The organism is Deltaproteobacteria bacterium, from assembly GCA_016874735.1.
Classification (GTDB): domain Bacteria; phylum Bdellovibrionota_B; class Oligoflexia; order Oligoflexales; family CAIYRB01; genus CAIYRB01.
Genome location: VGTI01000025.1, coordinates 14566 through 29679 on the forward strand (window position 1 = coordinate 14566; position 15114 = coordinate 29679).

Below are 15114 nucleotides of genomic sequence, written 5' to 3' on the forward strand. Positions count from 1 at the left end.
TCCCGCCTCTTACCTCTCCTCGTCGCTCGTCCTACTAACCCAGTCGCCCACTGAACCGGATGCTCACTCTATGACCGTTGCCTCGTTCAAACCCTGGCTACTACTTTCCACAATCATCACCGGGTGCTCCTCGGCAAAATTCGCTGGCACCATGCCAGAGCGCGCCGCTGAGACACCTAAACTTCAGGTCGAGATGACCTCCCCCGCGCCCACATCGGGACTGCCCATAATGGGCACGAACAACCAACCAAGCTGCAGCGATGGGCTAAAGCTAACCGGTGTACAGCTGGCCTTCATCGTCGATAACTCAGGATCGAACAGCAATACCGACTGTCCGCCACGTAGTGTCCAGGGCATCTTAGGTGCCGACATGTTTGCGTCCTGTGGTGGACCCACAGCGCGCGAAAAAGCCATATTAGACACCTATGACATGCTCGCTAAAGCCGGAGTTCAAGCAGCCAGTGATCCACTCGCTCAGTCCCGCATCGCCATAGCATCGTTTCCGACGCGTACCGATGAACGCGCTGGCTGGCAGACCCAGCTCAACTGGCAACCCTTGACTGAGGCTGCAAAACCTGGCGTTACTAATACGGTTCGCTTTACTAGATCTCCCGTCGGCTACACACCATACGCCGCCGCTCTCACTGCTGCCACTAACGTGTTCAGCAGCGCAGCAAAAGATAATCGCGAAAAAGTTGCTGTGCTCATCTCTGACGGTCAGGCTACTGATGCCAATCCAAGCTCTGTCGAAGCCCAAGCAGAAGCGCTACGGGCTGCAGGCGTCAAAGTTTACGTGGTCATCTACGGCGGCACGTTAGCCGAGATGGCTGATAGCCATGTCAAGCAAATGACCCGACTGCAGGAGCAAGCCAAAGCATCCGGCAGCAACTGGTACGCGAGTAACTTTACAAGCTTTGACGACTACCTAAAAGCCCTCGTTGGCAACAAAGGCGAAGGAGGCCTAGCGGCTAAAGTCGCCGGTGCTGGTCGTCTAATCGAGCTCAAAAGTGCTGACAACCTGGCCGTGACCATCCGCAATCTGGTTGCCACCCAAGCTATCAAGTGTTCCGCAAGGTAAGTCCCTACCTTGCTAGTGTCGTCCCTTCGTCCCCGGGGAGGGGCAGGCCTTTGCCTGCCCCTCCCGCTTTTTTTGCAGTGTTTTGGGGTTGTGCTCCGCTCCTTTAAGTAGCCAACGAAACTCATAAAAAACCTTGATGCTGACTCAAACCTCAAGTTTTGGGAATGGTCTACCGATTAGCGAGCAGTGGTTCTTTCGATCCAGAGGGGCTTCATCTTGGCGCTTCGTCCGGGAAATATCGGGTTAATGATTCGCTCCTTGGTAGCTCTACCGCTACTGGTGATGCTTACAAACCTCGCACCAGACCTTGCCGAAAAGGACCTTGCGCGCTTTCCCATCGAACAACTCCACGAAAACATTCCCAGACGATCGATCAATGAGGTCATTGGGGCCGAAACAAAGGAATGGCAAGCGCCCAAATTGTACACGATATTCGATCTCACTGTGCACGATCACGAGATATGGAGACGTATACGGATACCCGCCACCCATACTGCGCGTTCCCAAACTTTCGTCGCCGATGGCGGCACCTTATTTTTTCCCGAAGTTGATTTTTATTTAGTGAGAGACGGTCAAATAATCGACCGGAAGTTGACGGGGATGGATCGCCCAATTCAGCCGGGGGCGAAAAAACATGCACGTTCTACATTTCAATTCGAGCAGAAAACTGGCGAAAATCTTACCCTATATGTCCGTCATGCAAGCAACTTTTTTTACGTGCGACCGCTGGCATTGCATACGTTAGAGCGCGACCTGTATCTTTCATGGCTCAAGAAAATAGCTATAGGTCTGGTTGTCGGCTTCCTCATCGGGTTTGTCATCAATAATGTCGCTATTGCCATACAAATGCGTCAAAAAATGTACGCTGACTATGCATTATTTCTGCTGACGACCTTACTTATGGCCATGTCGTTTAACGGAACTTTTGTGGAATTTTTTGACCACTTCGACTTCGACACATGGATGCGCACAACGCTGCTTCTCTGTTTCGTAATTATTGCTGCATACCTAAATTTCGTCGACTCATTCTTGAATGCGAAGCGAAATTTTCCACGTTTACACCGCATTCTGAGTCTAGTTCTAAAAACTTCGGCTCTCACGCTCCCAAGCGTGTTCCTCATAAAACCAGGCATTTCTTTCGTACTTCTTGTGTGCGTTGTCATTGGGATCGCTATCTTCACGATTGCTCTTTGTCTGCCGCGGATCCATATACCGGAGGTTTCTAGGTTTTTCATCGCCGTTTCGGGAGTCCTAATCGGAGCCATCGTGCAAATCGTGTCTGCACCACGGACCTATACAAGTTTACTCGGCATGGACGGCGTTTTCCTGATTGGAGCTGCCTGGGGTGCACTTTTTCTCTCGGCAGCGATGGCTAAGCAGGTAGATACCCAGACCACCAAAAGTCAAGTACTGCGTGAAGCCGTCACAAAGAATATTCCAGTAACGGAACTCAACGCTTACCGAGACGACACCTTTGCAGGACAATTCGCTCCGTCCAAAATGTACGTTACGATCATGTTCGTGGATACAGCTTCGTTTTCCCGAATTGCTGAAAGTGTCGATGCAAGGACCTTGTTTAACGAGCTTTCTATGAGGTTGGAAGAGATAACGCGCATCATCATCGACCACGGTGGCACCGTCGATCGATCCCTCGGCGACGGAATTTTGTGCTTTTTTGGCTACGAATCCGGGCTCATTAACAGCCGTAACCATGTCGGCCAGGCCTTTGAGGCCGCCCTCAAAATCCAAGAAAACTACGTCAACAGCATCTACGACACGCTTACGACAGAGACGCCTCGTATACCTTTGCCTATCCGTATAGGTATCCACACCGACAGCGTCACGATTGGGAACATGGGGTCCTCAATCCACATCGATTTCACCATGGTCGGCAATGGCGTCAATTTCGCCAACCGTTTGGAGACAGCATGCGCGCAGAATAGAATCATGGTCAGTCAAGATGTCTACCGTGAGCTCAAAGCGCAGAGATACGATGTTGCAGATTTCAACCAGACTCTCATCGCTATCAAACACCAGGTTGAGCTCGTGCCTGCGTATGAAATCAACCCTCACAAGAATCGTATGGATAAGCTCGCCGTCGTGAATCGCCATTTCCTGGACCGTATGGGCGACCAGGTGCGTGACGTACGTCACGTTGTCAACACCGGTGTGCAGTTAACTGCCAGATCACTTTACGGCGACCTAATCATCAGCGACTTCTCGCGCCGCGGCTTTCTCCTGAGGGGGGCAAATTTTCTGGCTCAAAAATCTCATCTAACGATTGAGCTCAGATCATCCATAGACGCGATCAATCAAAAGTTGGCTGATAGAATGCTAACCACCATTGAAGTTGAGGTGCGCTGGAGCCGTCGCAGTGGTGACGGCTATGACCACGGCGTCCAGGTGGTTGGTGGACACCCGGATCAATGGGATTTCCTCTACCAAACGCTACGAAGTTTCACTGCCGCGACAGATGACATGGTGGCTTAGATGGCATTCAATAATAAAAATCCTGTCGTCAAAGCCATCATGACTAATGGCATAGGCTTCGTGATCGCCATCATCGCCCTGATCGTGCCTGATCTCGAAAATAAGCCGATCGATCCGGTATCCTACGAGTATTTCTACGATGAGTCCGGCTCCCTGAGTATTGCCGATGTGATGCGCCTGCCAGCAACTTCGTGGCAAGCCGGAGCTACGAGATCCCTGCCCGAGACCTTGTCAAGACCAGCGGTGACGTGGACTAAAACTGTAATTAAAGACCTCCGTGCCACCACCGCAGATAGCTACGTCGCCAGCAACAACCACCCTATGCACCGATCTCTGGATTTTTATCTAGTAGAGCACGGCCTAATCGTCAAAGCATCAAACTTGCAAACCCAGCAATCTGAATCCTATCAAAGTGGGGTATTCGAATTCAATCAGCCTCAAGCCAACGATGCAAAACTATATCTACGCAGTGTGATTCTTGGCACCACGGCCCCCGCACCACGGATTCTATCGGCCTCAAGTTATGCCGATGAGCAGCGGCGCATCAGTATTTTCGTCGGTTTCGTCATTGGGTCCGCCCTCGCCGTTGCCATGTTCAACCTCTTAACTGCGATGATGCTAAGGAAGTCCTCGCAAGCTATGTATGGACTTTACTATCTCGCAACAGCCTATGTGGCCATGAGTGCGTCCGGGTTCCTCGATCGCATTTACCCTGATTTTATGTACGATATAAACCGGTACTCGCTTTTTTCCTCGTGGGCAGTCATCGTAGCAATTTTCGCTATCGAAGCGTTTCGAGCCAAATCAGAAGAATTTGTCGACCGTGACAAAAAAACCTCAAGGCACCTCAACAGTAAATACCTAGCCATGACGGCGGTGTCCCTAGTACTTGTGTCCGCAATCAGCCCCAGCATGCGCCCACTTTTGCTAAGTTTTATCATGATCGGCTTTTTAATTTTTGTTCAGATAACCCCCTACGCGGACCGAGATTCACGAATTCCCCAGCTACTCAGGATGGGGTTGAGTTGCGGATTTTTTGCAGTCACAGTCTCGATCTTGTCTTGGTACCATGTGCTCCGACCATCGATAGTTAGAAATTTATTTTTCGAAGTTGGCTCCCTTCTAAGTTGCTTTTTCAATGCCTCTATACCTGCCCTTATGAGTATGGAGCTAGCTCGTGATGACGCCAAAATACTGAGACGCTTGCGCCAAAGAGCGATTTCCGGCACATCACCAGAGGCCAAAGACGATCCGGCGCGCGTAGTGGATCAGGAAGAACATCAGATCGTTACGATGTTCATCGATATTGCGGCATTTTCGCAATTAGCGGCTCCGCTACCATCGGAGTCGGTCTTCGACGCCTTATCCGAGCGCCTCAACAACATTGCTGATATCGTCAGAGAGTTTGGCGGCAACATCGACCGATCACTAGGTGATGGACTCCTATGCTTTTTCGGATACCAATCCCAATTCAGCGCCGCATTCAACACACAGCGAGCCTTTCTGGCTGCGCGTAAGATTCAAGAATCCACAATCATGCAAGTCTTGAACGATCTCGATCAGGGTCAAAAAAAACTAATTATGCCAGTTCGTGTCGGTATCCATTCATCCAGCATGATTATTGGCAACCTCGGTGGAGCGACGAGGATTGACTTCACAATGATAGGAGCCGGTGTCAACTTTGCTAGTCGCCTGGAGACTGCGTGCACACCGTTTAAAGTCATGTTTAGCGATGTTTGCTTCGGCCATTTGGTCGAGCTTGGTTATGCTGCAGATGAATTTGCACCCGTCGCTATCCATATTAAGCACAGGGCGGATTCTGTGACAGCTTACGAGTTCGATCCATTCAGACAACGCATCGAAGAATTGCGACGCGCCGAGAGAGCTTACCTTGAACAGTTAGGCATCAAAGTCATCGATCAACGCTTGGCCGTGAGGGAGTTAGGGACAATCGTTTTGCGTAGCGGCAACGAGGAATTCGTGGTGCGCGATTTCTCTAGTTTTGGATTCCGAGGAGTGTCGGTCAGACAATTTGGTCGTCAGTCACGACTCATCGTCGAAGTCAGAGTCAACGATCAAGCATTGCACGAGGAGCTCCGCGCTAAATTCGTCGATAAATTAACTGTGGAAGTACGCTGGAGCCAAAGGAGCACCCCCCATAAGCAGCGCCTGGCCTCCGGTCAGTCGGAGGGGGCTACGCATGCATTCGAGCACGGCTTTAAAATCATCGGCATCAGCCCCGAGCAACGCCGCTTCCTTTTCGAGCGCTTATCCCGTCGCTTCGCTGTCGTTGGATCTGATGACGTCGATGGTGTCGCCAAAGAAGTGGCCTAGACCGGCAAGGTAACCTCGTGCCGCTTACTCAAGTTGCGTTATGAGCGTGTAAACCCCACCTGACTGCGGCATCACATCAACCGACACCACGGAGCTCTTCATGCAGGTGTCGATGGATGAGCCCTGGAAACCTATCTCAAAACTGGTCGGGGAACCAAAGGCTCGTCGTTCGTTCTCAAGTGGTTGACACCCCGGCGCAGCACGCACGGCCCATTCCCACGATGCGGCTGCACGGTTCAGATCGAGAACCTCTCCTGCGACGTCTACAACGAGGCAATGACTACCAATCATGCCGTCCGCCACCGGAGCCAGGCGACTACATTCTAGAGTCGCAAGTGAGCTGCCTGAGCTCTCGGCATAGCCTGTGAGCGGTAGTTGTGGCTCTCGGTAGTCCTCTGCTACGGACCAAGTCGTTACCCCCTCCGGAGCCGAAGCACCGACGGCACATGCCGGCAATAATAACACCAAACCTAAAGTGGAGACTCCTGATCCCATGGTGCCCCCTCCCCCCAAAGTTGATAGCTTCTAGCTCGTCACTTCCTGTGCAAATCTTTAATTTATTTTTCTTTTCCAATCATTTCGTGTAGGTAGACGAGACGGTGACACCACTGGTCCAAAGGCGCGTCACCTTTATACACGAGATTGGGCATTGGCAAGCGCACCCTCAAATTTGCAAGTAAACATTTGGGACAGTCAGTTCGGCAACTTACACACTGACTTTAGGTTCATCATCGAAGCATTTGAGCAACTGCCTCCGCTCCAAGACTTCCCTGATCAGCGTTGCCTAAGTCAGTGCGCCATGAGTCTTGGAATCAAGACGGCAACGGGGGTTCCCATTCAATTTATCCCCGCTAAGCCGCGGCCGCGAGGTGCTGCCAGACGCCGCCGCAAGGACGAGCACGATTATGAGCTGCGCATTTTCAACCATGGTGAAGTCTCAACACGCAGCCGTAACTGGCATGACTTTTTTAACGCCTTAGTTTGGATGACGTATCCAGCAACCAAGGCCGCACTTAATGCACGACAGATTGCGGCGCGCGTGCCTGGCATCGTCCGTACGCGGGAGCAGGATCGTCTGACGATGTTTGACGAGGGTGGTGTGATTACCGTAGTTGCTGAGGATGGTTCGGTCATCACCCGTCATATCATCGGTCATGCTATTTTCGAGCTAATTTGTCAGAAGCAATTGCCAGTGCGAGGGATGCAACTCGTGGTCCCGACGAATGAGCTGCAGCCTGAAGGAGTTGCATCATGGCAGGGGCCGGCGCTCACTGCAGACCTCGATAGGATTGTCGCGACGAAAATTAGGAATCAGGTTTTTACGACTTCGCATGCTAGTTGTCTCATCACCAACTAATGATGATGCGCCCACTCGTCCCCTGCGCAGCACCAGCGCCCCCGTTGCCAGCACCGCTCCGGTCACTGTCGGCCGCATTACCAGCACTAGTTCCAGAGCCGTTAGTCACCGTTGTCGCTAAACTCAGACCGCCGCCACCGCCGCCGCCGCCATGATCCGTGCCAGCGACGCCACCACCAGTACCACCAGTCACACCGCCGCCGCCGCCGCCACCGCCGCCACCATTACCCGTGCCGTATGCGGTGCCTGCGGTGCCTGTGCTCGTCGTATTAGCTCCCGCCGTGCCTGCCACACCGCCAGCCGCAGTGCCATTAACACCGCCACTTCCACCAGCGCCACCGTTACTCCCTACACCGGCACCACCGCCACCGCCACCGCCAGCGGCAACTATGAGCATCGTCGTCGCTCGCAAGACGGCACTGTAACCACCACCACCGCCGCCGCTACCGGAACAGCAGGTCGTCCCACTAGTACCCCCCGCCGCACCGCCACCAAATCCGCCACTGCCGCCACCGGTCCCGCTGACGTTGCCGGAGCCATTGTTTCCCTTGCCACCGACGACCACGGTCAATGATTCTCCGGAGGCGACATTCAACTGGCTTGAGGCATAAGCCGCACCACCGCCCGCACCACCGCTGATGCCTGAATCCGTGCCCCCGCCACCACCGCCACCGCCCCACGCTTTAACCGTGATCTTGAGGCAGCCGGTAGGCACCTGAAAACTTTGATTGCTCCCTGTATAGCTAAACGTTTGCGTGCCACTCTCGCACCGACGAATCAGAAAGCCCTGCAAATTATAATATCCAGCACCGACATTTGAGGCAGCTACAAGGACTAATAAAAGCCCCTTGCACATCAACATCAATGGCGACTTCCACTTCATTTAAAGCCCCGTAATCCACGAGATATAACAGTGAGTCGCACTACTCTCGGTCGTCTTGATGATGGTGTAGATCGTGCGTGTGTTTACCGTGGTTGGGCCGTTAGTATATAGCCAATGAGGGTTCGTACAATTTGTAAATGTATAGGTTCGCGACGTCGGATCAGAGACTATGAGCGTATAAGCTCCGCCATCTTGCATATTGTTTAGCGTAATTGCAGTGCCTCCGACACTTTGCAGTACCTGCACATTGCCAGCAGCAAAGTCGGCAGTCGCGCCACTGGCCACGACCGTCTGACTCGAGACGATCTGGCCAGCGACCTGAAGCTTGGCAGTAGGTGTGCTTGTGCCCACGCCGATGTTACCCGCAGCGTCAATCACCATCCGCGTCCCATCAACACCACCAAAGCTGTATCCGGTTGAACCCGTTTGGTTACCGTAAAAACTCAAGGCTCCGGCGCTAGCGTCGCGACCGACGTCATAATTCTGACTTGCCTGGGTATTACCAATGCGCACTTGATAGCCATCGGATGACTCAATGTCTAAGGCTCGCGCTGGCAACGTCACACCTACCCCGACGCGACCACTTGCCAATGCCAGTTGATTATTACCTACCGTCAGGCCGTTCGATGGGATTGTCAGAGGTCCGGTCATCGTATCACCAGATAGACTAACTTTAGTAGAAGCGTCTGCAGTGGCGGCAATCGTAACGGTGCCACTGCTGTTAGTGACATTGATGCCGGTACCAGGGGTGAGCGTTGTGAGCGAATATCCCGCACCGTTGCCGATCAGCACCTGACCATTAGCCGGTGTAGTACCGAGCCCGGTTCCGCCCTGACTGATGGCTAATTGACCCGATGTGATGAGACTGGCGTTGTGGGCGGGAAGGTCGCTCGATGCAAGAGTGTTCCACTGAGGGGCATTAGCTGCGGCGCCGCTACCCGTGCTGGAGAGGAAACGCTTAACGGTGGTGGTATTCCCTGCCAGTCGTGTGGCAGCTCCTGAGGTCCCACCATAAATCAGGTCACCGTTAGCTGCCATCGGCGACAGGGCATTGAAGCCCTCATTTGCGGTGCTGGCACCCGTACCACCATGAGCAACGGCAACCGCACCAACGCTCACTAGAGTGCCTGGGATCGGCGGCAGATCTGATGCCACTAACGTATCACCAAAGATGGCACGGCCTTTCGCATCGACTGCTACTTTCGTGTAAGTTCCGGCTATCACGCCGCTGGCGGCTAATTGCGGTGCGGGAAACGACCCAGTTAAGTCACCAATTGCAGCACCTACAGGCGGCATACCAGCTGTCCATCCTAAGTTACCGGAGCCATCGGTGTTGAGTACATAACCTGATCCACCGTCAGCTGATGGCAAAGTAAATACGGCCGATGCAGTCAGGGTGTCTGGTGCTTTCAGCGAAATACTGTTGACGCTTCCCTTGTCCGTAAACGTAAGCTTGTTGGCGCTCGTGCCGTCACCATGAACCCGCGCCTCACCTAGCACCGTCAGTGCTCCCGATGTCACCGTACCGGTCGTATCGATGACGGTGACACCGCTAATGGTTGAACTGCCATTTATGACGGCTGTTGTCAGCGTCTTTCCCGTAAGTGTCTCCGCAGCATCACGTGTCACTACTGTGCCACTACTCGGAAATACTGCGGCTCCGTTCACCCCAGTGCCACCGTGGGCCGTACCCAATACCCCTGAGACCGCAGCTGTCGATGCGAGATTAACAGCGCTAAACTCTGGGCCACTTGCTCCAACGATGAGGACGTTACCGCTGCTACCGGCAGCGGTCGATGACAGCATGCCACTCGAACCCACTACGACCCCACCGTTGGTGAAACCACTTACACCAGTACCACCCTGAGTGACACTTAACTGACCGCTCGTGATCTTAGTCGCTGCCATTGGCGGCAAATCCGTAGGATCTAACGTAGTGGCACCACTAACTTGACCTTGAGCATTAGTGATGACCTTAGTGTAAGTGCCGCCGGTGCCTATCGGAAGTAAACTGATCATAGCTGTACCCGAGGTATTAGCGACCGCGATCCCTGTACCGGCGCTCACTGCATCTGGTTTAGCTTTAAGCGCGGTGTAATCTGCATTGGTTAGTAGTCCAGCCGTAACACCACTCGCTGTGGCCATCGGTAGATTGAGCGTATGCACATTGGCATTTGACGTGATTGCTGGACTGGTACCCGTGCTGACGACGGCGAAGGACTGGCCACTACCAGTCTGACCATTTAAACTTTGGACACCCGCACCCGAGACGCCAAGAGAGAGGGCCGTGCTACCGTCCCAAAACTTAATTTGGTTCGTCGATTTATTGAACCACACACGCCCCTTATCCAGAGAAAGCGCCCCAGAAGCGTCAAGCAGCTGAATCATGGTCGGCTCGGAGTTGGCGTCAAATACGCCAAGGCCCAGGGTCTTGGCAGCTGCAAGAGTGACGTTACCGGCGTCCTTGACGTCGTTTGCACTTAGGTGAAGAGCGCCAGTGACGGTATCGCCAGCTTTGCTAAGTGGCGTGTAACCGAGCGCAGCGTTAATGTCTGTGGCCGTTAAGGCTCCGACGGTCACGGCTCCTCCTAAAGTGGCCTGCTTCAAGTACTGACCATTACCGCCGCTACTCGTGAGATCCGCACCCGTGCCACCGCGGGTGATGGGTAAAAGACCCGTGACTGCATGTGCCTGGCCGAGCTGGACGGCGCCAAAGAGCGGTGCACCATTGCCATCAACCGTCAGCACCTGGTGCTGATTACCCGCAGCCGTCGCAGAGAGTGGCATGGATCCCGCACCAATTAAAACGCCATTGTTTGTAAATGAACTGACACCCGTTCCACCAGATCCCACCGTCAGCGTACCACTGCTATTGCCGAGACTAGGTATCAACGGTCGCCATTCCCCCCCGCTAAAGGTCATGACTTGACCAGAACTAGGTGTCGCCGTGGACAGCGTCTGCCCGGCCAGATTGGTCAGTGGTGGCGACTCCCACGCAAGTTGCCCTGCCCCATTAACAGCCAGAAAATGCCCCGCACTTGGTCTAGATCCCACGTTGAGAGACAGGACACCGTTGGCATCGTAACCGATGGTCTTATCATCAACTGGCACCCTTAGGGCCATTGGCGCATAGCTGTAACGTTGACGTGGATAAGTTTTATCCGCTGTGCTCACTTCGACATACACACTACTGGTGCCGTCACCAAATATGGCATCAGCATCTGCAGCGCTGAGCGAAGGCGCCACTGTAAAGACACCCTGACTTAACGTGACTGCCAGGAATTCGAGAGTGGGTCCAAGCTGCGTTCCGTCTACTGCGGCGGACCAAAAACGCAACTTAATGTCGAGAGGTCCAGCCAGAGGCGCTCCAGACTCAGCGGTCAAGCGTCCCGAGTAGCTGAGTGCAAACGGTGCCGCCCAGACAGAGATTGGCGCGCCAAACAATACAGCTCCCACGAATAGCCCAAAGGCTATCGCAAGACTGCTCCACTTGTGTTTGCCGCACCGCATGGCAACCCTAACTGACGAGAGAGTCGGTACATGTAAACGCTCTCCCCCACTGGATTTTGTCGGCAAAACCGTGGAAAAACTTAGGATCGCAGGAGGGCGGACCGCCGGCGCACACTTTATCAAATTATTTCAGGATGTTACAACCAACGATGCAGCCTTCAAACCGCGGCTTTTAACTCCTGCCAAAGAGTCTTCACGCCAGAAATTCCCTTTTCCTGAAATGCCTGCAAGGAAGCCGTGCCGATCACTGCCAAATCGGCGATGCCTCTAAGCTGCCTGACATCCTCGGCACCGCGGACGCCAAAGCCAACGGCGATGGGCACCTGCGTAAAGGCTCTGATGCGACGGACGAAATCGCCGACCGGCGTGAAATCCGACTTTGCTCCCGTCACGCCTGCCCGAGCCACGGCATAAATCAGACCACGCGCATCACGACAAATCTCAGGTAGTCGTCCCTCAGTCACATTAGGGGGAATGACCCGAACGTTAGCGAAACCAGTCGCGGCACCAGCGAGCTCTAATGCAGCGGCATGCTCGACTGGTAAGTCTGGCACAATCACTCCGGTGGCGCCATGCTCCACCGCGTCGGTGACGAATTCCTGGTAGCCGCGTTGATAGATGACGTTGAGATACGACATAAACAAAAAACGCACATGTGGATATGCTGCGCTCATTTCGCGTAAAAGAGCTAGCGAGGCCTGATAATCCACCCCTTGAGCTATGGCCTTGTGGTTGGCCGCAAGAAAGAGAGCACCGTCGGCCATCGGCTCGGAAAAGGGAATCTGAATCTCAATCACCTTAACCCCAGCCTCAACCATCGTCTCAATCATACTGCGGGCGACTGCGGGCGACGGAAAATCAGCGATCACATGCCCCATCAGGCTGATGGATTCAGCTTTAGCCCGTAAATTCCAATCAAATTTAGGCATGGTCCTGCTCCATCATGCTGTCAGCCTTGTGCTTAAGAAACTTGGCCCATGAGGCGTCACCAAGGGCTGATGCAATCGTAAAGATATCTTTATCGCCACGACCAGAGAGGTTGACGAGCAGTGAGTCACTGGACTTTAGCCGCGGTGCCTCGCGGATGGCTACCGCCAAGCCGTGAGCTGACTCCAAAGCCGGAATGATACCCTCGTAGCGCATCAGGAGACGCACCGCTTCGACCACCTCCTGATCGAGTGCAACTGCCATCGTCAAACGTTTAGCCTCAGATAAGGCCGCAATAAGGGGAGACACACCGACGTAATCAAGCCCGGCTGCAACTGAATGCGTATCGAGCATTTGCCCGTCACGCGTCTGCAAAAAGAGAGTCTCATAGCCCTGAGCAATCCCGCGGCGCCCTTGACCACCTGCGATCCGCGCCGCGTGCTCACCTGAGCCTGATCCACGCCCCCCGGCTTCAGCACCCACAAGGGTGACTTCAGGCTCATCGAGAAATCCCTGAAAAATACCGAGAGCATTCGAACCACCACCGACACAGGCATACACACGGCTAGGAAGCCGCCCTGTTAATTGCAGCATCTGCGCCCGCGCTTCCGTCCCAGCGACGCTCTGTAGCCAGGCCACAATGGCAGGGAAGGGATGAGGCCCGCAAGCTGTACCAAGCAGATAGTGGGTAGTCGCAAAATTTGTCGACCAATCGCGCAAGGCCTCGTTGATGGCGTCTTTAAGTGTGCGAGCGCCAGCCTCGACGGCCACCACTTTGGCACCCATTTGTTCCATCCAAAAAACGTTGGGCCGCTGCCGCTCAACGTCTTCTGCCCCCATATAAATCACGGCCTCAAGGCCAAAGCGCGCCGCCATAGTCGCGGTCGCGATGCCGTGCTGGCCCGCACCGGTCTCGGCGATTACGCGCTTTTTACCTAGGCGGCGGGTAATCAGTCCCTGACCGATGACATTATTGACCTTGTGAGCTCCAGTCTGGCCCAGATCCTCGCGCTTAAGAAAGATTTGAGCGCCACCTAAATACCTACTCAGGTGCGGCAGGGGTGTCACTGGCGTAGGGCGTCCACTAAATGTCGCCAGCTCACGCCAATACTCAGCCCAAAACACGGGATCGTGCCTGACAGAGGCGAATACCTGCTCGAGTTCCTGGAGATTCGGGCGAAGGATCTCCGGCACATAGGCACCACCAAAGGCTCCAAAGTATCCACGGGCATCTGGCAATAAAGGCCGCTTAGGTGGCTGCGGCGGCGCCACAGTCGCAAGTAGATCCGTCGACGCCGTCATCAACCACCTCCTAGATTTAGTACTCTGGCAGCGGGGCCGCGCCTGGTGCATGACCGGCTGCAGGAGCCACGGGCGCAGCGGCACCTACGTGGCCACGCGTCGTGTCATCGGGAAAGCTAGAACTGAAAGAATAATTACCGACCGTGCCGTCGGGATTCCAATAAAACTTGAGTTCCTTCTGATGACTGGCTCCGATCAGTCGGTATCTATAAAATCCATAGGTCCAAGTAGGCTTACCGCTGGAGCTACCAACCGAATAGGGATCTCTCAGGAGCAGCTTCACGTCTTGCATGCTCGTCTTATTGGGTTGAATCCAACTTATGTCGGAGCGGAAATCCCTCCCCTCCGTCACGCAGGCCGATACCAAGCCAAGTAAACCTGCTACAACTAATGAACGGTACTTTCGCATAAAATCTCCTCTCGCTTACTCCAAATCATAGCTTACTTAACCTTGGCGACAACATCGAATTCGCCAAGGCCTGACTGCCACGTCTACTCCTCAGATCTACACAAACGCCTGAAATATCATGATAACGAGGGGCAAACCCAGTCCTACGAGCTCACCTAGCGGCAGTATATCAGAGATCACCGCTACGCGATGCCTGGCGACCCCAAGCTGCTCGTCACTCCACTCATCGAGAAGACACCGTTTATCAACCAGTAAACTCAATCCGCGACTTAATTCACGCTCAGTCAGCGCCTCGATCGCTGCCGACCAGGGTCCAGATGAACCAGCATCACCGTCAATGTGACAGGCCAACCAGGATGCGACCACCCCAAAGCCAGGACCCAACTGCGACGTCCAGGGAGGAATCTGCGCAAGCCGAAAGATCAAAGCACCAGCTATGAACACGCCAAATGCCAGACCTCCGCTGAGAATCTGTGCGGCTAGATGACTGTGCCGTAGCGTCCCACCCGGCTCCATAACGACGATACCTAGGGCCACCAGTCCTGCCAAACTGCCGCGACTCCAGTATAGACTCAAGAGTTCTCGTTGCTCGCGTAGGACTTTCTCCGCCGCAGTCAATTGACGTTCTAAACTACAGAGGCTTTCGTAAATCGATCTACCACCGAGCCAAGCGTGATCAATGACACGAACAAGCTCTGATGGTAACTCTGAGTCACTGCTCACAGGGCGCCAGTCCAAGTCACCGGACCGCACTTTGATGCGAATCAGACGGAGCTGCGCGCGCAGGTGCTTCAATGCCGCCACACTCTGGTCCCACATGCCTG

At 54.0% G+C, this 15114-nt stretch carries 10 protein-coding genes and 2 pseudogenes; 6 read left to right on the forward strand and 6 right to left on the reverse strand.

Annotated elements, in window-relative coordinates; all coding sequences use genetic code 11:
• The first annotated feature begins 70 nt into the window (after positions 1-70).
• From FJ146_11190 to FJ146_11200, 3 genes are all read left to right on the forward strand, one after another.
• Positions 71-1078: a VWA domain-containing protein gene (locus FJ146_11190; protein MBM4252527.1), complete on the forward strand. Its 1008-nt coding sequence runs from the start codon at positions 71-73 to the stop codon at positions 1076-1078.
• A gap of 216 nt (positions 1079-1294) precedes the next feature.
• Positions 1295-3568 carry a hypothetical protein gene (locus FJ146_11195; GenBank protein ID MBM4252528.1) on the forward strand — a complete coding sequence of 758 codons (2274 nt, stop codon included), beginning with the start codon at positions 1295-1297 and terminating at the stop codon, positions 3566-3568.
• The gene (locus tag FJ146_11200) at positions 3569-5902 is read left to right on the forward strand and encodes an adenylate/guanylate cyclase domain-containing protein (GenBank protein ID MBM4252529.1); all 2334 of its coding nucleotides are present in this window, start codon (positions 3569-3571) and stop codon (positions 5900-5902) included.
• 24 nt (positions 5903-5926) lie between these two features.
• Here FJ146_11200 and FJ146_11205 read toward each other — a convergent pair whose 3' ends face one another.
• Positions 5927-6397 (reverse strand): hypothetical protein, encoded by a 471-nt coding sequence (locus FJ146_11205; protein MBM4252530.1) that lies wholly within the window; start codon positions 6395-6397, stop codon positions 5927-5929.
• Positions 6398-6701: 304 nt separating this feature from the next.
• Here FJ146_11205 and FJ146_11210 point away from each other — a divergent pair, with 304 nt between their 5' ends.
• From FJ146_11210 to FJ146_11220, 3 genes and pseudogenes are all read left to right on the forward strand, one after another.
• Positions 6702-7259, forward strand: a complete 558-nt coding sequence (locus tag FJ146_11210) for a DUF3025 domain-containing protein (GenBank protein ID MBM4252531.1) — start codon at positions 6702-6704, stop codon at positions 7257-7259.
• Between the two features lie 128 nt (positions 7260-7387).
• Positions 7388-7483: pseudogene (locus tag FJ146_11215) on the forward strand (DUF2497 domain-containing protein).
• 93 nt (positions 7484-7576) lie between these two features.
• A pseudogene (locus tag FJ146_11220) lies at positions 7577-7780 on the forward strand (isocitrate dehydrogenase (NADP(+))).
• Between the two features lie 362 nt (positions 7781-8142).
• On the opposite strand, the gene FJ146_11225 reads toward FJ146_11220, so the two are convergent.
• From FJ146_11225 to FJ146_11245, 5 genes are all read right to left on the reverse strand, one after another.
• The gene (locus FJ146_11225; protein MBM4252532.1) at positions 8143-11652 is read right to left on the reverse strand and encodes a hypothetical protein; all 3510 of its coding nucleotides are present in this window, start codon (positions 11650-11652) and stop codon (positions 8143-8145) included.
• A 158-nt stretch (positions 11653-11810) separates the two neighbouring features.
• A complete protein-coding gene (trpA, locus tag FJ146_11230; GenBank protein ID MBM4252533.1) occupies positions 11811-12581 on the reverse strand; it encodes a tryptophan synthase subunit alpha in 771 nt (256 codons plus the stop codon).
• Positions 12574-13881 (reverse strand): tryptophan synthase subunit beta, encoded by a 1308-nt coding sequence (gene trpB, locus FJ146_11235; protein ID MBM4252534.1) that lies wholly within the window; start codon positions 13879-13881, stop codon positions 12574-12576. The genes trpA and trpB overlap by 8 nt, the downstream gene beginning before the upstream one ends.
• 16 nt (positions 13882-13897) lie before the next feature.
• A complete protein-coding gene (locus tag FJ146_11240; protein ID MBM4252535.1) occupies positions 13898-14290 on the reverse strand; it encodes a hypothetical protein in 393 nt (130 codons plus the stop codon).
• Positions 14291-14386: 96 nt separating this feature from the next.
• Positions 14387-15109, reverse strand: coding sequence for a hypothetical protein (locus FJ146_11245; GenBank protein ID MBM4252536.1), 723 nt, complete (start codon positions 15107-15109; stop codon positions 14387-14389).
• Between the last annotated feature and the right edge of the window lie 5 nt (positions 15110-15114).